At 56.4% G+C, this 17,992-nt stretch carries 18 protein-coding genes and 1 tRNA gene; 13 read left to right on the top strand and 6 right to left on the bottom strand.

The genetic code is table 11. The annotated features are described in order from the left end of the window. Window positions 1-75: 75 nt before the first annotated feature. Together AB7E06_RS00865 and AB7E06_RS00860 are read right to left on the bottom strand one after the other, a co-directional pair. Window positions 76-555, bottom strand: coding sequence for a nuclear transport factor 2 family protein (locus AB7E06_RS00865; protein ID WP_121738233.1), 480 nt, complete (start codon window positions 553-555; stop codon window positions 76-78). Window positions 556-571: 16 nt separating this feature from the next. Next, window positions 572-1,183: an NAD(P)-dependent oxidoreductase gene (locus tag AB7E06_RS00860; RefSeq protein WP_346549077.1), complete on the bottom strand. Its 612-nt coding sequence runs from the start codon at window positions 1,181-1,183 to the stop codon at window positions 572-574. Between the two features lie 151 nt (window positions 1,184-1,334). Between AB7E06_RS00860 and AB7E06_RS00855 the strand changes: the two genes are divergently transcribed. After that, window positions 1,335-1,724, top strand: coding sequence for a winged helix-turn-helix transcriptional regulator (locus AB7E06_RS00855; protein ID WP_427954723.1), 390 nt, complete (start codon window positions 1,335-1,337; stop codon window positions 1,722-1,724). A gap of 213 nt (window positions 1,725-1,937) precedes the next feature. Here the strand turns inward: AB7E06_RS00855 and AB7E06_RS00850 are convergent, their stop codons facing one another. Next, a complete protein-coding gene (locus AB7E06_RS00850) occupies window positions 1,938-2,363 on the bottom strand; it encodes a PACE efflux transporter (RefSeq protein ID WP_427954721.1) in 426 nt (141 codons plus the stop codon). 75 nt (window positions 2,364-2,438) lie between these two features. Continuing rightward, window positions 2,439-2,513 (bottom strand) — tRNA-Arg (locus AB7E06_RS00845). Between the two features lie 550 nt (window positions 2,514-3,063). Here AB7E06_RS00845 and dctP point away from each other — a divergent pair. The 6 genes from dctP to AB7E06_RS00815 are packed head-to-tail and all read left to right on the top strand — an operon-like array spanning window position 3,064 to window position 9,070. Continuing rightward, window positions 3,064-4,122 carry a TRAP transporter substrate-binding protein DctP gene (gene dctP, locus AB7E06_RS00840; RefSeq protein ID WP_427954719.1) on the top strand — a complete coding sequence of 353 codons (1,059 nt, stop codon included), beginning with the start codon at window positions 3,064-3,066 and terminating at the stop codon, window positions 4,120-4,122. Between the two features lie 26 nt (window positions 4,123-4,148). After that, window positions 4,149-4,670 carry a TRAP transporter small permease subunit gene (locus tag AB7E06_RS00835; protein ID WP_249461279.1) on the top strand — a complete coding sequence of 174 codons (522 nt, stop codon included), beginning with the start codon at window positions 4,149-4,151 and terminating at the stop codon, window positions 4,668-4,670. Beyond that, entirely contained in the window at window positions 4,667-5,986 is a 1,320-nt protein-coding gene (locus AB7E06_RS00830) for a TRAP transporter large permease (RefSeq protein ID WP_094195808.1), read from the top strand. The genes AB7E06_RS00835 and AB7E06_RS00830 overlap by 4 nt, the downstream gene beginning before the upstream one ends. A 25-nt stretch (window positions 5,987-6,011) precedes the next feature. Beyond that, a complete protein-coding gene (locus AB7E06_RS00825; RefSeq protein ID WP_108728010.1) occupies window positions 6,012-6,662 on the top strand; it encodes a GntR family transcriptional regulator in 651 nt (216 codons plus the stop codon). A gap of 35 nt (window positions 6,663-6,697) precedes the next feature. Further along, window positions 6,698-7,585: a 4-hydroxy-tetrahydrodipicolinate synthase gene (gene dapA, locus AB7E06_RS00820; RefSeq protein ID WP_094195806.1), complete on the top strand. Its 888-nt coding sequence runs from the start codon at window positions 6,698-6,700 to the stop codon at window positions 7,583-7,585. Then, entirely contained in the window at window positions 7,586-9,070 is a 1,485-nt protein-coding gene (locus AB7E06_RS00815) for an aldehyde dehydrogenase (protein WP_094195805.1), read from the top strand. A gap of 215 nt (window positions 9,071-9,285) precedes the next feature. Here AB7E06_RS00815 and AB7E06_RS00810 read toward each other — a convergent pair whose 3' ends face one another. Beyond that, entirely contained in the window at window positions 9,286-10,281 is a 996-nt protein-coding gene (locus AB7E06_RS00810; protein ID WP_094195804.1) for a LysR substrate-binding domain-containing protein, read from the bottom strand. Between the two features lie 151 nt (window positions 10,282-10,432). Between AB7E06_RS00810 and AB7E06_RS00805 the strand changes: the two genes are divergently transcribed. Next, the gene (locus AB7E06_RS00805) at window positions 10,433-12,721 is read left to right on the top strand and encodes an NADP-dependent malic enzyme (RefSeq protein WP_094195803.1); all 2,289 of its coding nucleotides are present in this window, start codon (window positions 10,433-10,435) and stop codon (window positions 12,719-12,721) included. A gap of 69 nt (window positions 12,722-12,790) precedes the next feature. On the opposite strand, the gene AB7E06_RS00800 is transcribed toward AB7E06_RS00805, so the two are convergent. Then, window positions 12,791-13,729 (bottom strand): tripartite tricarboxylate transporter substrate binding protein BugE, encoded by a 939-nt coding sequence (locus tag AB7E06_RS00800; protein WP_234354421.1) that lies wholly within the window; start codon window positions 13,727-13,729, stop codon window positions 12,791-12,793. Window positions 13,730-13,937: 208 nt separating this feature from the next. Between AB7E06_RS00800 and AB7E06_RS00795 the strand changes: the two genes are divergently transcribed. The 5 genes from AB7E06_RS00795 to AB7E06_RS00775 all read left to right on the top strand — a co-directional run bounded on the left by AB7E06_RS00795 (window position 13,938) and on the right by AB7E06_RS00775 (window position 17,991). Next, complete coding sequence (locus AB7E06_RS00795; protein ID WP_249461275.1) at window positions 13,938-14,834, top strand: AEC family transporter; 897 nt, start codon at window positions 13,938-13,940, stop codon at window positions 14,832-14,834. A 9-nt stretch (window positions 14,835-14,843) separates the two neighbouring features. Further along, window positions 14,844-15,344: a tRNA (adenosine(37)-N6)-threonylcarbamoyltransferase complex ATPase subunit type 1 TsaE gene (gene tsaE / locus AB7E06_RS00790; RefSeq protein WP_094195800.1), complete on the top strand. Its 501-nt coding sequence runs from the start codon at window positions 14,844-14,846 to the stop codon at window positions 15,342-15,344. Further along, window positions 15,308-16,678, top strand: coding sequence for an N-acetylmuramoyl-L-alanine amidase (locus AB7E06_RS00785; protein ID WP_094195799.1), 1,371 nt, complete (start codon window positions 15,308-15,310; stop codon window positions 16,676-16,678). The genes tsaE and AB7E06_RS00785 overlap by 37 nt, the downstream gene beginning before the upstream one ends. Window positions 16,679-17,115: 437 nt before the next feature. After that, window positions 17,116-17,436, top strand: coding sequence for a PepSY domain-containing protein (locus AB7E06_RS00780; RefSeq protein ID WP_094195798.1), 321 nt, complete (start codon window positions 17,116-17,118; stop codon window positions 17,434-17,436). A gap of 75 nt (window positions 17,437-17,511) precedes the next feature. Continuing rightward, the gene (locus AB7E06_RS00775) at window positions 17,512-17,991 is read left to right on the top strand and encodes a DUF2271 domain-containing protein (protein ID WP_094195797.1); all 480 of its coding nucleotides are present in this window, start codon (window positions 17,512-17,514) and stop codon (window positions 17,989-17,991) included. Window position 17,992 lies beyond the last annotated feature (1 nt).

The following is a 17,992-nucleotide window of genomic DNA, read 5'->3' as shown; positions in this document are numbered from 1 at the left end:
ATTGGCGGGTCTTTTATTGGCGTACACATACGTCCTCTTTGCACCGGAGCAATACGTCGCCCCACAACAGAGTTCTTAGAACATGGTGTTGCTATTGGCAGCCTGCTCCGGCACGGCCTGAATCACATCCCAGTGCTCCACGATCTTGCCGTCTTGCACCCGGAAAATATCAATCACGGCCTGTCCGCGATCGGCCTTGCCATTGGTCGAATGCACATGCAGATAGACCAGATCCCCGTCTGTGGCACTGCGCACAATCCGCGCACGAGACTGCGGGTTCTCTTTGAAATAGCCACTAAAGTAGCCCACAAAAGGTGCCTTCCCGTCCGGCACTTCCGGGTTGTGCTGGATATAGTCCTCGGCCACCACTGTCGCCGCTTCCTGCACCTGATGCTTGTTAAAGAAGCTATCGTAAAAATTGACCACTAGCGTGCGATTGCTTTCTTCCTGAACCACATCACGAGTCGGCGAATTGGCAGCCAACGCTGCATTTGTGCTCAACAAGAAAGAGCCCGCCAATAAAACTGGAGATACCCATCGGATTGCACCTTTCATCAGCCCCACTCCTTGATCAATAACCTACGGTAAAGCGCTGGCGCGAATGGGCAGGATGTTCAATCTCGTCCACCAAAGCGATGGCGTAATCCTCATAAGAAATCTTGCTGCCTTGGTCGGAGACCAAAAGACTGTCTTGGCCCACACGGAATTTGCCCGTGCGCTGACCTGGGCCGAATTCAGCCGAGGGCGACAAGAAAGTCCAATTCAGCTCTTTTTCCTGACGTAGCTGATCCAGAAAGGCAATCCCCCCCAAGGCTTCGGTACGATACGCATCCGGAAATGCGGGCTGATCAATCAATCGCTGACCGGGAGCCACTTCAAGACTGGCCGCACCACCCACCACCAGATAACGCGGCACACCAGCCGCGCGAACTGCCGTGATCAGCTTGGAAGGATCCGACGAGGCGAAACGAACGGCGCTAATCGCCACATCGTGCCCTTTCAACAACGCAATCAAACCGTCCAGATCATTGACATCACCCTGAACCGACGTGACATTGGGCAGGCTGGCAATTTTTTCAGGATGGCGAGCAATCGCTGTCACTGTATGACCACGATCAGAGAGTTCTTTCAAAAGGCGCGAACCGACTTCGCCAGAAGCACCTATCAATGCAATACGAGACATAACCGCTCCTTGTGTGCTCAAATAAAGACCTGGTCTATAAAGTAGACCATTAAGTGTGATGCTAGACAGTTTTTTGACAGTCCACAAGAAGTCACGCCGGCCATACTAGGTCACACGGAAGTGACTATTGAACACAGGAGAGCAAGTCGCCATGTCCTCATCAAGCGCCACTACACAGGCTTTCAGCCTGATACAGGAAGAGTTCGAGCAACCCTGCCCCATCCGGGATGTGCTGGACCGAATTGGCGATCAATGGAGTCTGCTGATCCTGGAGTCCCTGGCACCGGGCACGCTGCGCTTTAACGAACTAAGTCGGGAAATCGGCGATATTTCCCGTCAGATGCTCTCGCGCACACTCAAGCGCCTGGAAACGGATGGGTTTGTACAACGAACCTTGTACGCAGAAGTGCCGCCACGCGTGGAATACACACTGACCGAACTGGGGCAGTCCTTTCTGGTGCCCATGCGGGAACTGGTGAAGTGGGCAGACACTCATCATGCGCGTATCTGTCAGGCACGCCGGGAATCCAAATCGGGTTAACAGTAGCCGGATGCACCCGGCGGCGCATTACGCCCCACCTCCTGTATTCACCAACCCCGTTTGCAAGCAAGGCCTGAACGAACGGTCCTACCCTGCCCCGAATGCCAGTGCCCGCCCTAAACCTAAGCCGGAGGGGACGACGCCTTGTCAGCCCCAGGTCGACAACAAAAAAGCCGCATTACGCGGCTTTTTCTATCTACGGGAGCCAAGGCCTCAAGCCGCACTGGCTGGCAAGCCAAACACCCGGTCAAAGGTCCAGCTAAAGATAAAGGAGTAGATCAAGAAGAACACCAGAATGGCCACTTCCATCCGCAGCGCTTCCATCAAGCCAACCTGATACCACCACATATACAAAGGCACGATGGCAATCACCAGGCCAGCCTCAAAACTGACGGCATGCACGCTACGGCGCAACAGGCTGCGGCCTTTGACCGTTTGGCGAGACTCCCAATACTCAAAAGCGGTGTTGAACACGTAGTTCCAAACAATCGCAATCACCGAGATCGCGACGGCAATAGGTGCAGATTCAGAGGCCTTTCCACCGGCAAAATACGCCAGCAGGAAAGAAGAAAAAACAATGGCAAAAAACTCAAACAAACCCACGTAAAAAGCGCGGCGTTTCCAACCTTGGAGTGTCATGGCTAAGCTGCTTATGCGCACGCCCCTCAGCCCCAAGATCAAGGAGCCAAGAGAACAGTGCGATTAAAAATACGATGGCGGGCCCAGCAGGAATCGAACCTGCAATCTTCCCTTAGGAGGGGAAAGTTATATCCATTTAACTATGGGCCCGGCGGGCTTTCTGTGGAGTGGGCCCAAGCAGGCCAGACGCCACATACACGGCAGGAATTCAGGCTTTACAACATATAAGGGCAGATCCGACGCCTTTTCTTGTCTGCAAAAAACCGGGTGTTTTCCTGCCTGCTGCTACTGAAAGTGCTACAGCAAAAAGGCGGTTCAACCTACCTGTCCTGCCTCTGTGCGCTTGTCAGAAAAGCAGCCGCAAAGTGTACCAGCTAGACCGCAGAGGTGAAAGGTTTGAAACAGCTTCACAAAGCGGCCCCAAGATACGCCAGACAAGCCTAAAAGCATCCAGACCACGAATGACTCCGTAGTCCAAAAACCGCCTCAGCCCCCAGTCTGGAAAGGTTTTCCCTGCCTTGCCGCTTACTGAAAAAACCCAAGCCCCGCCCACAACGCCATTTTCAGCCCTTTTTAGGACAAACCCCAATCTAAATATGTTGTTAATATATTTATAAAATATTAAGATCGATCCCATACTCTGCCCCTGGCCGTCGGCCTCTGACAGAGCTGGACTATAAAAAAACCACTGGAGACAAACATGAATTCCAAACTTGTTGCATCCACCTTGGCTGGCCTGTTTTTACTAAGCGGCATAGCCTCGACACAGGCAGCCGAAATTAGCTGGCGCGTCCCGACTTCGGTTCCCGAAGGCTCCCCGTTTTATCAGAATTTTCTGGAGCGTTTTGCAAAGAACGTGAAACTCATGACGGGGGACCGTGTCGAGATTCAGCCCTTTGGAGCCGGAGTAATCGTTCCCGCCCTTAAAGTCTTTGAAGCGGTAGAAACAGGCGTGGTAGAAGCGGGCCACTCCACCTCCAGCTATCTGGTCAACCAGGACCCAGCCAATGCCATTTTTGCAGGGTATCCCGGCGGCATGGGGCCCGATGCCTATCGCGTCTGGCTCTATGAAGGCGGCGGCAAGGAAAAGCTGCAGGAACTACGTTCCAAAAATGGCCTGAAAACCATGATTGTGGGGCTGGGCTCCACCGAAGTGCTGGCGCACTCCAATACCCCAATCCGAACCGCTGAAGACCTGAAAGGGCTGAAGTACCGAACCTCCGGCGCCTGGGCCGATGTGATGAAAGACTATTTCGCTGCGGTACCCACGGTTGTGCCTCCTGGTGATACCTACACCTTGCTGCAACGCAAAGGGGTCGATGCCGTGGAATGGGCAACTCCTTCTTCCAATACCCCAGAAGGTTTTCATCAGGCGGCCAAATACATCGTCGTACCGGGTGTGCACCAGCCTACTTTTATGTGGGAAGTCGTCCTCAAGCAGGAAACCTGGGACAAGGTGCCCGCCGATCTGCAGCCACTCATTGAGGCCGCCGCTGAGCTGACCACGCATCAATCGCTGGACTACTTCTATAACGCCGACATCAAGGCCATGGAGAAGTATCGCCAGGGACGCAACGAAGTCATCACCCTGGATCCGGCCTTCATCAAACAATTGGCCGAGGCTGGCAATGACTGGGTACACAAGAAAGCCGAGGCCCAGGCGCAGTCCGGCAACGACTACATGAAAAATCTGCTGGCGGACTACGATGGTTTTCTGACTCGTTGGCGCAGCGAGAGCAATTACCTGATCCGCGACTAAGTCCTACTTTCTGAAGGAGAGCTGCCATGCTGCAGCCTATTTCAAAACTGATCGACTTTGTTGCCCTTGTCAGTGCCAGGTTGGCGCAGTTGGCTGCAGCCATCCTGGTCACGGCCATGGTGTGGGAAGTCTTTGCCCGCTACGTGCTGCATGCGCCAACAGTCTGGGCCTTCGATATCGCGTACATGATGAACGGAGCCATTTTTCTGCTGGGCATGGCCTGGGTCATGCGTCAGAACGAACACATCAGCATTGATGTGGTTCGCAAGCACTTACCCAAGTCCTTTGCCCGTATTTCAGATGTAGTCCTGTACTTGCTGGTGCTGTTTCCCCTGTTTGCCGTATTGAGCAAAGTTGGCATCAACAAAGCCTGGATGGCCTGGAAGCTGAACGAAGTTGAAATGGTCAGCCCCTGGGCCCCCATGATGTGGCCGTTCTACGCCTGCATTGCCATTGGTCTGGTCGCCTTCACCTTGCAACTGCTGGCGCATGGCTTGCGCTGCGCGGTCAACGGGCAAAGCCATACTGAGGTCGAGGTGAACCCATGAACTTATGGATTGCCGGACTGATGTTTCCCGCTCTGTTTCTGCTGGTTTTTCAGGGCATGCCCGTGGCGTTTGCACTGATCCTGCCGGCTTTTCTGGCGGGTTGGTACGCCTTTGGCCCCATGGTCTTTGATCAGATGTACGGTGCTCTGTATGGAGCGGCCACCAACCATATCCTGTCAGCGATTCCCATGTTTGTGCTGATGGGGGCGCTGCTGGAGCGTTCAGGTATTGCTGCCCGCCTGTTTCGCACCATGCAATTATGGCTAGGTGGTCTGCCAGGCGGGCTGGCCATTGCCACTATCGCCATGGCCGCCACCTTTGCCGCCGCAGCCGGTGTGGTGGGGGCGGTAGAGATCATGGTGGGGCTGATGGCCATCCCGGCCATGAAACGCTTTCGCTACAACAACTCCCTGATCGCCGGCACGATCTGCGCCGGCGGGTCGCTGGGCACCATGATCCCTCCGTCGGTGGTCGCAGTCGTCTACGCCTCCCTGGCACAGGTTCCGGTGGGAGAGTTATTTGCTGCCATGCTCTTTCCGGGCCTGTTGATGACCACGCTGTTTGTGGGCTACATCCTGATCGCCACCACGCTCAAACCGGAGCTGGGGCCTCGGGCGGACGACGAGGATATGCGCCGACCATTGGGTGAAAAAATCAGTATTACGATGCGTGGTCTGGTTCCCATGATGCTGCTGATCATCGCCGTTCTGGGCTCCTTGATGAAAGGGATTGCATCGCCCACCGAGGCCGCTGCCCTGGGCGCGGCAGCCGCCGCTGTCCTGTGCATTTTCTACCGTCAGTTCAACTGGGACGTTTTCAGTGGCGCATTACGGATTACGGTACGCATTACCGCGATGATCATGCTGATTGTGGCCGGGGGCACCATGTTTACCGGCGCCTTCGCTGCCAATGGCGGCGCCAAGCTGGTACACATGCTGACCAGTGATCTGGGCCTGGGCAGCACCGGTACGATCATTCTGTTTCTGGGTATCGTATTTTTGCTGGGCTTTGTGCTGGACTGGACTGCCAACGTCCTGATTTGCGTGCCGCTGTTCCTGCCCTTTATTGTGGCAACAGGACTGGACCCCTTGTGGTTTGGCGTGATGGTGATTGTCGTTATTCAAACCAGCTATCTGACACCGCCCCTGGCCTCATCCATTTTCTACCTCTTGTCCATTGCCCCCAAAGACATGACATACGGACAAGTTTGTCGAGGTGTAATGCCGTTTGTTCTTGCTCAGTTACTGACCTTGCTGATCGTGGCGCTGTTTCCCGCGATTGCAACCTGGTTACCCCAGCAAGTCTCCGGCTTTTAACGTCATTTTTTGTATTGGAGTCTCTGTGAGTAGCGCCCCTGCCCCTTCTTCTCGTGCCGCTGAAACCGCTTACCAAGCGATTGAGCAGTTAATTGCCACACTCAAACTGGAGCCTGGTCAGGCCATTGTGGAAAGTGATCTGGTGGAAATGACAGGTTTGGGGCGCACCCCCTTGCGTGAAGCCCTGATGCGCATGGTCGCCCTGGGATTGATCGAGCAGCAGCCCCGCCGTGGTCTGCGTGTCAGTGAAATCCGTGTGGCTGAACACTTGACCCTGATTGAAACGCGCCGGGTTCTGGAGCGCCTGATTGTGCAGGGCGCTGCCCGCTGGGCAAGCCCGGCGCAGCGCAGCGCCTTGCTCGGCCACGCCCAGGCCATGGTCGATGCCGCCAACGCCAAGGATATCGACGCCTATATGCTGGCCGATCAGCATTTGGACGAAGTCATCCACCAGGCCTGTCGCAACACCTTTGCTGTGCAAGCGGTCACGCCCATGATCGTTCAGTGCAGACGATTCTGGTACGCCTATCAATACGAAGGCGACCTGGAAGCCGGCGCCCAAGCTCATTTCACACTGGCTGAAGGCATCCAGGCTGGAAACCCCGACTTGGCCTTGCAAGGCTCTGAAACGCTAATGGCCTACCTTAGCGCCTTCACCCGCAAGGTCATTGAGTAAACCGATAGACCAACGACTAATAATCTGGAGACATCATGAATCTGAACGGAATTCTCGTTCCCATCGTTACCCCGTTTGACGCCAACAACCAACTAAATGAAGCTGCTCTGGAGCGCCTGGTCGAGTGCTTTATTGAAGCCGGCGTGGGTGGCATCGTGGCTTGTGGCACCACGGGCGAATACTACGCACTGAGCGCACAAGAGCGCCGCCGCGTGCTGGAGATTGTTGCCAACACCGGCCGTGGCCGTACAACACTGATTGCCGGCGTGAACTCCATGTCACCTGCCGAAGCCATCAGCCGAATCCGCGAAGCCGAGGAGTTGGGTTACGAAGCGCTGATGCTCTCCCCCACTCCTTACAGCCTGCCGGGCCAAAATGAAGTGGTGGCGTATTTCAAAGAAGTCGCCGCCGCCACCGAACTGCCTATCGTCATGTACAACTTCCCGGCACGCATCGGCATCCAGATCGAGCTTGAGTCCGTTTACGAACTGGCCAAGGTCAAGAACATTGTGGGTATCAAGGAGAGCAGCGGTAACTTCAGCCGGGTAGTGGCCATGGTCAATGCCAATCTGCCCGATTTTCAGGTGGTGTGTGGTTGTGATGACCAAGCCGCAGACTTCCTGTTCTGGGGCGTCCGTAGCTGGATCAGTGGCGGGGCCAATGTGTTTCCGGCCGAGCAGGTTCAAATGCTCAAAGCGGCAGAACAAGGAGACTGGGACAGCGTGCGCCGCATGATGGCCGCCATGCTGCCCGCCATTGCCGCCATGGAATCGGGTAACTACAACCAAAAAGCCAAACTGGGTTGCGTGCGTCACGGCATTGATGTCGGTTCGGTACGCCTGCCCCTGCTACCCGTCGACGCGCAGGAACGGGATGACTTCCTGGCACAAATCAACGCTTACCAAGTCGAACAGGAGGCTTGAATGTCTACACAGAAAGAGACGGTCTTTGAGTTGGCCCGCGCCGGCAAGCTGCACGCTTCCCATTTGATTCCTGGCCACCCAACCACGGCTGCGGGCTTGCTCGATAACATCAGCCCTATTGACCTGACCGTGATTGGCAAAATCGCCGCTGGCCAAGCCTCGGATGTGCAAGCGGCGGTCACTGCCGCACGCGCAAGTTTTGAATCCGGGCAATGGTCCGAGCTGTCTCCGGCTGACCGTAAGAAGATCATGCTCAAGTGGGTGGCCTTGTTGGAGCAACACGCCGAGGAACTGGCTGCGCTCGATTGTGTGGATGCAGGCAAACCCATTACCGAATGCCTGAACACCGATATGCCGGCCACCATCGACACCTTCAGTTGGTATGCGGAAGCAGCTGATAAATGCTTTGGCCGAATCTCCCCCACTGGCACAGAAGCACTGGGTTTGATCACCAAAGAACCCATTGGTGTGGTGGCCGCCGTATTGCCCTGGAACTTCCCGGCCCAGATGTACGCCTGGAAAGTGGCCCCAGCCCTAGTATGCGGCAACTCGGTGATTGTGAAACCATCCGAGCTGACCAGCCTCAGTGCCTATCGCATGACACAACTGGCGCATCAGGCAGGCATCCCGGAGGGGGCGCTCATTCTGATCACAGGCACAGGAGAAAAAGTAGGAGAACCGTTGGGACGACACGAGGACGTGGACATCGTGTCGTTTACCGGCTCCACCGAAGTGGGACGCCTGTTCCTGAAATACTCTGCGGAAAGCAATCTGAAAGAAGTCGTGCTGGAATGCGGCGGTAAAAGCCCTCAGGTCGTTTTTGAGGACGCCCTGCTGGACGAAGCGGTTCCCTCCATCTTGGCCGCCGCCTTCTGGAACATGAGCGAGAACTGCAGTTGCGGCTCCCGCCTGATCGTACACAGCAGCCTGAAAGACACACTGCTACACAAGCTCAAGCAGGGCTTGGACTCCTGGAAAGTGGGCTTGCCTACCGACCCGGATGTGTCTATCGGACCGATGGTCGAAAAAGCGCACTTTGAAAAAGTGGCCAGCTTTCTGCAGAACCCCGGTAAAAACGCCCAACTGGTCCATGGTGGGCGTGTCCACAGTGACTTGGGCAGTGGCTGGTATATCGAACCCACCATCTTCGATCACATCACCCCGCAAGACCGCCTGTTCCAGGAGGAAGTGTTCGGCCCCATCCTGGCCGTCACGACCTTCGAGACAGAGGAACAAGCCATCGCCTTGGCGAATGACACCCAATACGGCCTGGCCGCCTCCATCTACACACTGGATGTACGGCGCGCACAACGTGTCTCGCGCAAGATCAAAGCAGGCACCGTGTCGGTCAATGGTTTTTCCGAAGGGGATATCACCGCGCCCTTTGGTGGCTTCAAACTGTCCGGTTTTGGCGGCAAGGACAAGGGAATGGAAGCCCTGGATCAGTACCAGCAAACCAAGGCGATCTGGTATGTGAATCAGTAATCCGCTCCTTGCGCGGCTCAGGCAGCAATAAGCAGGCCGCTGTACACCGCCCCCCCAAACTTCTGGACATGAAAGCAGGGGGCGGTTCTTGTCCGTGAGCGGATCCGGCTTCTTGAGCCGGTATGACATCCTGCTTCCAGGTCTCGCCCGGCCCGCTCGGCATAGGGTGTTCACGATGTAACACTGGCCATCAGCCCGCAGCGGGCAAAACAACACTAGTAGAAAAAAGCCCCCCGCTCCAAAGGCACAGTCTTGTCGGTACACACCCGTTTCAGCTCCTGCGCGAACAACTTGTCCACCGGACGCTGCTGACCGGCCACCCGTGTAAAAAGCGCGATCGGTGACAGCCCCCATTCAAAGGAATACGGCACGATGGCCACCCCGGATACCCGTACCAGTTCCTCGGCAATTTCAGTGGGAACCACGGAGACGGCCCGGGAGTGATTCACGATCAACTCACCGATCAGCTTGGGTGAAGACGTTTCCACGCTGGGCACAGGCTCGGGCAAGCCCGCGCGTAAAAACAGGTTGGCCACCTGCCGCCGCATGGGCGTACTGCGCGGCCCCAGAATCCAGTCCAGATCCTGCAACTGCGACCAGTCCAGCTTGCGACGTCCCAGTCGGCCTGCCAGTTCCCGACTGGCAATCAGACGCGGTTGCTGCGCGTACAAGGCCTCATGGCGCAGCCCTTTCATATTCAGATCCGCAGAGCTGCGCGCCACCACGGCATCCAGGGCATGATCACGCAGTTGTTCCAGCAGGGTTTCCGTCAAACCTTCGGTAATGCTGACAGAAACCACCTGTCCCTGAGGGCGGGTCGCCCGCAAGGCCGTAGAAACCAGTTTGCCGGACACAAAAGGAATCACACCCAGACGCAAATGCGCTTGCCGCCCCATGCTGTGCGCCTGCAAATCCAGACTCAACAATTCCATGTCCTGGACCATCGCCCGAGCGCGTGAAATCACGATCTGACCTTGGGGTGTTGCCTCCATGCCACGGGAGGAGCGCAAAAACAGCGGCGTGCCAAAAACTTGTTCCACCTCGGCCAGGGCCTGGGTCACCGCAGGCTGGCTCATCGCCATTAAATCCGCCACTTTGGTCAGCGAACCCAAGCGTTCGATCTCGATCAGCAAGGCCAAGTGGCGCAGCTTGAGTCGTTGCACCAAGCGATGCGCGATTTCGTTTGATTCCAAGCCCTTACCTCTATCCATAAGCATTTACTAATAGGGTAATAATAAGCCCTAATACCCGGGCCTGTTTAATTATCTACACTTGTTGAAAACCGGCAGTGACGCACTATTCGCCACGCCTTCCCTGGATTTCACCAAACCCCTGTTTGGCGCCTGAACAAAAGGACACGCAATGAGTTCACCTGTAGATCGACAAGCCGCCCTGGATTACCACGAGTTCCCCATTCCCGGCAAAGTCACTATTGCCGCGACCAAACCTTTGGTCAGCCAGCGTGACCTGGGCCTGGCCTATTCCCCAGGTGTTGCTGCCGCCTGCGAAGAAATCGTGGTTGACCCACAAAATGCCTTCCGCTACACCGGCCGTGGCAACCTGGTGGGCGTGATCTCCAACGGTACTGCCGTGCTGGGCCTGGGCAATATCGGTGCCTTGGCCTCCAAGCCCGTGATGGAAGGCAAGGCCGTTTTATTCAAGAAGTTTGCTGGCCTGGATGTCTTTGATATCGAAATCAACGAAACCGATCCCGACAAACTGGTGGACATCATCGCCGGCCTGGAGCCTACCTTCGGGGGCATCAACCTGGAAGATATCAAGGCACCCGAGTGTTTTGAGGTTGAGCGCAAGCTGCGCGAGCGCATGAACATCCCTGTCTTTCACGACGACCAGCACGGTACCGCCATCTGCGTGTCGGCAGCGTTTCTGAACGGCCTGAAAGTTGTCGGCAAAGACATCAAGAAGATCAAAGTCGTGACCTCCGGTGCCGGTGCGGCCGCTTTGGCGTGCCTGGACCTGATGGTGGACATGGGTCTGCCCGAAGAAAACGTCTGGGTAACGGACATTGATGGTGTGGTCTACAAAGGCCGCCCTGGCCACCAAGTGCCCGAGCTGGCTCGTTTCGCCAAAGAAACCGAGGCCCGCAAGCTGGCGGACGTCATCGAAAACGCCGATGTGTTCCTGGGCCTGTCCGCCGGCGGTGTGCTGAAAGCTGAAATGCTGCAAAAGATGGCAGACCGTCCTTTTGTGATGGCGCTGGCTAACCCCACCCCCGAAATCCTGCCTGAAGTGGCCAAAGCCGCCCGCGACGACGTGATCATGGCAACTGGCCGTTCGGACTTCCCGAACCAGGTCAACAACGTGCTGTGCTTCCCCTACATCTTTCGCGGTGCGCTGGATGTGGGCGCCACCACGATTACCCGTGGCATGGAAAAAGCGGCTGCCCGCGCCATTGCTGCTCTGGCCGAAGAAGAGCAAGACGAAGCAGTAGCCGCAGCCTACGGTGGTTATGGACTGAGTTTTGGCCCCGAGTACCTGATTCCCAAACCCTTTGATCCCCGTCTGATCGTGCGTATCGCCCCCGCCGTGGCCCAGGCGGCCATGGAAGAAGGCGTGGCAACCCGCCCTATCGCCGATCTGGAAGGCTACATTGCCAAGTTGCAACAGTTTGTCTACCACTCCGGCGCATTCATGAAGCCCGTTTTTGCCATCGCCAAGCAACTGGTGCGCGAAGGCGGCAAGGCTCGCATCGTCTTTACCGAGGGCGAAGAGGAGCGTGTGCTGCGTGCCGTACAAGTGATTGTGGATGAGAAATTGGCTCACCCGATTCTGGTGGGCCGCCCTGCCGTACTGCTGTCCCGCATCAAGAAATTCGGTCTGCGCCTGCGTTTGGGCGTGGATGTGGAAGTGACTAATCCGGAATCAGACGACCGCTTCCACCAGTACTGGACCACCTATTGGGAAAAAATGTGCCGTCGCGGGATCAGCAAGGAAATGGCTCGCGTGGAAATGCGTCGCCGCCTGACGCTGATTGGCGCCACCATGGTGCACCTGGGCGATGCCGATGGCATGATTTGCGGCACAATCGGCTCCTACCACAACCACCTGCGCTACATCGACGAGATGATCGGTCGCAAGCCCGACTCCAGCGTGTACGCCGCCATGAACATCCTGCTCCTGGGCGAGCGCACACTTGCCCTGACCGATACGCACGTCAACGACGACCCGAATGCGCAGGAAATTGCGGAATACACGATTGAAGCGGCCCGCATGTTGAGCACGCTGAGTCTGGAACCCAAGGTAGCCCTGCTGTCGCGCTCTAACTTCGGTTCGGATTCAGCCGCCTCCGGCCCCAAGATGCGCGAAGCGCTCAAGCTGATTCACGAACAGGCACCGGACCTGCAAGTAGAAGGCGAAATGCACGCCGACTGCGCGCTGGACGAGGCCCTGCGTAGCCGCACCTTGCCTAACTCTTCGCTGACAGGCTCTGCCAACCTGCTGGTCTGCCCGAACGTGGATGCCGGCAATATCAGCTACAACCTGCTCAAAACCGCCGCCGGCAGCAACGTCGCCATTGGCCCCTTCCTGATGGGTGCCAATGCTCCTGTGCATATTCTGACTTACAGCTCGACCGTACGCCGCATCATCAACATGACAGCCCTGACCGTGCTGCAAGCCAATCGTGGCTAAGCCTTAGGGCTGACATAAAAAACCGGCCTGCACAGGCCGGTTTTTTTATTACTACCTCTGATTCAAACCTTATTCCAGCTTGATATTGCCTTTCTTGACCACGTCGTGGGCCCAGTCGTACTGCTCTTTGATTTCCTTGGCGAACTCTTCAGGCGAATTACCCGAAGGTGTTGCTCCCTGCTTTTCCAGGGCAGCAATAATTTCAGGCTTTTTCAAAGCCTCAACAGCGGCTGCATGCAACTTGGCAACAATTTCAGGAGGCGTACCCTTAGGGGCCAGCAGACCATACCAGGCTGGACTATTTAGCTGCGGGTAACCTTCCTCAGCCAGGGTCGGCACATCTTTGAGCGCAGGCAGACGTTCGGGCCAGGCAATCGCCAAGGCGCGTAAATTACCAGCCTGAATCTGAGCCATGGAGGAAGGCAAGTTATCAAACATGGCGTTGATCTGGCCACCAACGGCATCGGTCACAGCAGGACCGGAGCCCCGGTAAGGCACATGGACGATGTCTGTGCCGGTTGCCAGCTTGAAGGCTTCACCAAACAAGTGCAACACCGAGCATGTCCCGGAGCTGCCATAAGAATATTTACCGGGATTCGCTTTCAACTGCTGCACGAACTCTTTGAAGTTTTGTGCCGGAAATTTGGGATTGACCTCGATCACGTTGGGCAGGTTGGCAAAGTTGCTGACCGGCAAAAAGTCTTTCAAGGGATCATAGGGCAGATCATTGGGACGGCAGGCGGGGTTCACGGCCAAGGTCGAGACAGTCGCGATCGACAAGGTGTAGCCGTCAGGTTTAGCGCGAGCCGCCTCTGCCGCTCCAATAGCGCCACCGGCACCACCCTTGTTTTCTATCACCATGGATTGACCCAACACTTCGCTCATGCCCTTGGTCACAATACGCGCCACAATATCGGTGGAGCCACCGGGCGCAAACGGAACAATGACGCGAATCGCCTGATTAGGGTAATCCGCTTGAGCGTGCGCGACATTGGCCGTGCCGATCATGGACAAACTTGCACAAAGGGATAGCAGTGCAAATTTCTTGGGAAACTTCTCTATCATGGGAACATCTCCTCTTTCGTCTTTTTGTAGATCCATCCCCTGGGTAAGGGGAACCAAACAATAATAGCGCAGCTAATCCCCAACCATTGTTAATTGTGAAAGCAGATACTTACAGGGGATATACCTATATCTGCCTTTAACGACCGTCATTATGACCACCATTTTTCCGCTGATCCTGCCCGATTTTCTGTTGATTGCACTGGGGGCTTTGTTGCTGCGCCGCTTCCATTTCGGTCGGGATTTTTTCCAGGGTGCCGAAAAACTAGTCTATTACGTGCTGTTTCCTGCACTGCTGTTTGATTCCATTACCCGTATCCCCCTCAATTTGGCTGACACGTGGCCTCTATTAGTGGCTGCCGCTGTTTTAATTTCTGTCGGCACCTTACTGGCCTGGCTGGCCCTGCCTATTTTGAAACCCGAACTTTTGCAGCATGCGGCCCTGACCCAATGTGCATTTCGCTTCAATACCTATTTAGGGATGTCCCTGGCCAGCGCGATTGCTGGCCCACCGGGAGTGGCGGTCATGGCCTTGCTGGTAGGTTTTTCGGTTCCCATGGCCAATATGGTGGCCGTCACCGTGCTGGCGCGTGGGCAACAAGGCCGCATCGCAATCGAACTGCTTAAAAATCCCCTGATCCTGTCTACCGTAGCGGCATTGGCCTGGAATCTGGCTGGTTTGTCCGTACCAGGCCCGGTTCAATTGGCCTTTAGCCGCTTGGGGGCCTGCGCCTTGGGGATTGGTTTACTGTGTGTCGGTGCCGCCCTATCGCTGCAAGGCTCGCGCCGGGCGGGCGCACTGATCAGCTGGATCACGGCCATCAAACTGCTGGCTTTGCCCCTGGCTGCCTTGGCAACTGCCTGGGTGTTGGATATGAGCCCACTGGAGCGCCAGATGTTACTGGTGTTTGCCGCTCTGCCTACGGCCTCTTCTGCCCACGTCCTGGCTGCCCGTATGGGGGCCGATAGCCGCATGGTCGCGCTAACCATGTCGATCGGCACTATACTAGCGGGCTTGACCATTCCGCTGTGGTTATCCCTTGCTACCTGATCCTCGCCTATGAATCCGCATGCGTTGACCCTGTCCTTGCCTGACGAGGACGCCACCACCGCCTTGGCCGAGCGACTTGCTCCCTTGCTTAGCGGTCAGGTGCCTGGCGTACCCCTGGGGGGCCGAATTCACCTTCATGGTGATCTGGGCGCCGGTAAAACCCACTTCGTTCGCGCCCTGTTACGAGCCTGCGGTGTTACCGGTCGTATCAAAAGCCCCAGCTACGCTTTACTTGAAAGTTATAAAGTTTCTAGCTTATACTTCTATCATCTTGATTTCTATAGATTTAGCGATCCACGAGAATGGGTCGATGCAGGTTTTCGCGATATTTTGCAAGACAATGCCGTTGTGCTGATCGAATGGCCCGAAAAAGCAGGGGATTTATTGCCCGAGCCCGATCTGGATTTACACCTGGATTATTGCGGTGACGGTCGTTTGGCCACTCTGGATGCACACAGCGCCAAAGGAACGCTATGGATTACGACACTCGCCCCCAGCCTGCAGAAGTAGCCCCCGCCGGCAAGGCCCGTCGCCGATTCGTCGCCACGGCCACTACCCTGTTCCTGCTTCCTGTCATCCCGCGACTGGCGAACGCCAGCACCATCGTGGCCGTCCGTACCTGGCCGGCTGACGAATACACCCGCGTCACCCTTGAAATGGATAGCGAGCTCAAGGCCGAGCACTTCACGCTGGAAAATCCCCATCGCATGGTGGTGGACATCCAGGGACTGACCATGAACCGCACTATCGAGGAGCTGGTTTCCAAAGTCCGTCCTAACGATCCCTATATTCGCTCGGTGCGTGTGGGCCAGAACCGGCCCGACGTCGTGCGTCTGGTATTGGATCTGAAACAGCCCATCGCCCCCCAGATCTTTACACTCAAGCCCGTTGGTGAATACAAGTACCGTCTGGTTCTGGACTTGTACCCGCGCGTGGCCCAGGACCCGCTACTGGCCCTGCAAATTCAGGACGACGATGACCCCTTGGCTTCCGTGCTGGAAAGCCTGGCTCAAAATTCGCCTGACGCTCCAGTGCCAACTGTCCGAGGGCAATCCCTGCCACCCGCTGTGGCACGGACTCCCCCACCCGTCAGCACCCCGCCCCGCGCTCCTTCGCCGGCGGCAACACCTGGCACACCCAATCGTCCTTTGTTGATTGCACTGGACCCCGGTCATGGCGGAGAGGATCCCGGTGCCATTGGTCCGGGTGGTACGCGCGAGAAAGATGTGGTGCTAAACATCGCTCGACGTTTGAAGCGCCTGATTGATGCGCAGCCCAATATGCGTACGTATTTGACGCGGGATTCAGACTTTTTCGTCCCGCTGCAAGTACGTGTGCAAAAAGCTCGACGGGTAAAGGCGGATCTGTTTATCAGTATTCACGCAGATGCCTGGATCAAACCTAGCGCGCGTGGCTCGTCCGTGTACGCTTTGTCTCAAAACGGGGCAACCAGCTCGGCGGCCCGTTGGCTGGCAAAAAAAGAGAATGATGCCGACTTGATCGGCGGTCTGAACCTGGGTTCCCATAACCGGCAGGTCGCGCAAATTTTGCTGGACCTGTCTACGGCTGCCCAGATCAACGATTCGGTAAAAGTGGGCTCGCGTCTACTGGGCGAGATCGGCAAGATCAACCGCCTGCATAAACGTCGTGTCGAGCGCGCCGGTTTTGCTGTGTTGAAAGCCCCCGATATTCCTTCAATTCTGATTGAAACGGCATTTATCAGTAATCCGGAAGAAGAACGTCTGCTGCGTAGTTCCTCGCATCAGGACAAGATCGCCCAGGCTATTTTGACGGGCATTCGAGGCTATTTTGCCGAATTCCCGGCATTGGCCAGCCGCAGTTGAACCGTAAAGCCCCACACAAAAAGCGCACCAGATTTCTGCTGCGCTTTTTTTGATCTTTGGCAATGCCCACCAGCGTAAACTCATTTCATCAGGCCCCGTAGTCGCTACACTAGCCGTATTTCTTTTTACGGCGCCGTTACGTGAAAACAGGTTAACCAGTACTCATTTCCAAGAGATAGTCGATGAGACAAACAAGGGCTCTATCCACTTTCTTTCGCCGTTCCAACAAAGCCTCATTGTGCCTGTACAGTCCGGCTCCTTACCCGTCTCCCCTGCCCTTCATCCCAGGCCAGGGTAGTCCGCGCGCCTGTCGCGAATCACCTCCCTGATCGGCTCACCCTGCAGCCATGTGCTGGTCGGCTCAACGACCAGGCACACACACCCTGCCATGTCCTCCGAGCGTTCTTGCATTGGCTTCAAACGACAAGGAAAAAATCATGAAATCCCCCCCCTGCCTGCTTATTGTGTACCTATGCCTGTCCCTGATAGCCGGGCCAGCCCGTGCTGATGACGACTGCGATGTCCCAGTACAGCAATGGCAAAGCCGGGATGCGGCCCTGGAGCATGCCGCTCGTCTGGGCTGGCAGGTGCAACGCCTGAAAATTGACGACGGCTGCTATGAAATTCGCGGCCGGGATGCTCAAGGCCGTTCGTTCAAAGCCAAGCTTGACCCGCAAACGCTACGCATCGTGAAAATGAAAGTGCGCGAGGGTCACGACAAGCCGGAGCGCGAACGTGAGCGCGAAAGGAATCACTGAAGCCTGCACTTGGCCGCCGTCCTTCCTGCCCTCAACCCTGAAGTTGTTTCCCTTTGATCACACCGGAGAACCATCATGTCCAAGCGTTTTCTTCTCACCACCCTGGCTGCAGCCTGTACCGTGGCCCTGCCCTCTTTAGCGCAGGGCCGTACCGTGGCACTTTCCACTACCCTCAAAGACTACGGCGGTGACGGGGCCTATTTGGCCGTCTACCTGACCGATGCCCAGGGCGCGTATGTACGCACACTGTGGGTCGCCGGCGGCAAAGCCAAATACTACAAGCATCTGGCAGACTGGAATCGCTTGTCCGCCAGCGATGGCCAACGCCTGCAAGGAGTAACCGGCGCCAGCGTCGGTGCCGGGCGCACTCTGGAGGTGACAGCAGAACTGGAGGATGCCCTGATTGACGCCGGCTACGAGCTCCGTGTCGATGCCGCCGCCGAAGACATGCGGGATAGCCCATCGGAAATCCGTGTTCCCCTGACTGCCGCCAACGCGGGCTCGCCACAGACAGGCAAACAATATATTCAATCCCTGACCTATCAGTTGCAGTAAG

This window comes from Alcaligenes sp., from assembly GCF_050255915.1.
Lineage (GTDB): Bacteria > Pseudomonadota > Gammaproteobacteria > Burkholderiales > Burkholderiaceae_B > Alcaligenes > Alcaligenes aquatilis.
Note: the sequence above shows the minus strand (reverse complement) of the source record. Positions and strands in the feature narration are given on the sequence as shown.

Excerpts from the sequence above, each read along its gene's own strand:
- AB7E06_RS00865 (WP_121738233.1), bottom strand. The coding sequence starts at position 555 with ATGAAAGGTGCAATCCGATGGGTATCTCCAGTTTTATTGGCGGGCTCT.
- AB7E06_RS00860 (WP_346549077.1), bottom strand. The coding sequence starts at position 1,183 with ATGTCTCGTATTGCATTGATAGGTGCTTCTGGCGAAGTCGGTTCGCGC.
- AB7E06_RS00855 (WP_427954723.1), top strand. The coding sequence starts at position 1,335 with ATGTCCTCATCAAGCGCCACTACACAGGCTTTCAGCCTGATACAGGAA.
- AB7E06_RS00850 (WP_427954721.1), bottom strand. The coding sequence starts at position 2,363 with ATGACACTCCAAGGTTGGAAACGCCGCGCTTTTTACGTGGGTTTGTTT.
- dctP (WP_427954719.1), top strand. The coding sequence starts at position 3,064 with ATGAATTCCAAACTTGTTGCATCCACCTTGGCTGGCCTGTTTTTACTA.
- AB7E06_RS00835 (WP_249461279.1), top strand. The coding sequence starts at position 4,149 with ATGCTGCAGCCTATTTCAAAACTGATCGACTTTGTTGCCCTTGTCAGT.
- AB7E06_RS00830 (WP_094195808.1), top strand. The coding sequence starts at position 4,667 with ATGAACTTATGGATTGCCGGACTGATGTTTCCCGCTCTGTTTCTGCTG.
- dapA (WP_094195806.1), top strand. The coding sequence starts at position 6,698 with ATGAATCTGAACGGAATTCTCGTTCCCATCGTTACCCCGTTTGACGCC.
- AB7E06_RS00815 (WP_094195805.1), top strand. The coding sequence starts at position 7,586 with ATGTCTACACAGAAAGAGACGGTCTTTGAGTTGGCCCGCGCCGGCAAG.
- AB7E06_RS00810 (WP_094195804.1), bottom strand. The coding sequence starts at position 10,281 with ATGGATAGAGGTAAGGGCTTGGAATCAAACGAAATCGCGCATCGCTTG.
- AB7E06_RS00805 (WP_094195803.1), top strand. The coding sequence starts at position 10,433 with ATGAGTTCACCTGTAGATCGACAAGCCGCCCTGGATTACCACGAGTTC.
- AB7E06_RS00800 (WP_234354421.1), bottom strand. The coding sequence starts at position 13,729 with ATGATCGGCACGGCCAATGTCGCGCACGCTCAAGCGGATTACCCTAAT.
- AB7E06_RS00795 (WP_249461275.1), top strand. The coding sequence starts at position 13,938 with ATGACCACCATTTTTCCGCTGATCCTGCCCGATTTTCTGTTGATTGCA.
- tsaE (WP_094195800.1), top strand. The coding sequence starts at position 14,844 with ATGAATCCGCATGCGTTGACCCTGTCCTTGCCTGACGAGGACGCCACC.
- AB7E06_RS00785 (WP_094195799.1), top strand. The coding sequence starts at position 15,308 with ATGGATTACGACACTCGCCCCCAGCCTGCAGAAGTAGCCCCCGCCGGC.
- AB7E06_RS00780 (WP_094195798.1), top strand. The coding sequence starts at position 17,116 with ATGAAATCCCCCCCCTGCCTGCTTATTGTGTACCTATGCCTGTCCCTG.
- AB7E06_RS00775 (WP_094195797.1), top strand. The coding sequence starts at position 17,512 with ATGTCCAAGCGTTTTCTTCTCACCACCCTGGCTGCAGCCTGTACCGTG.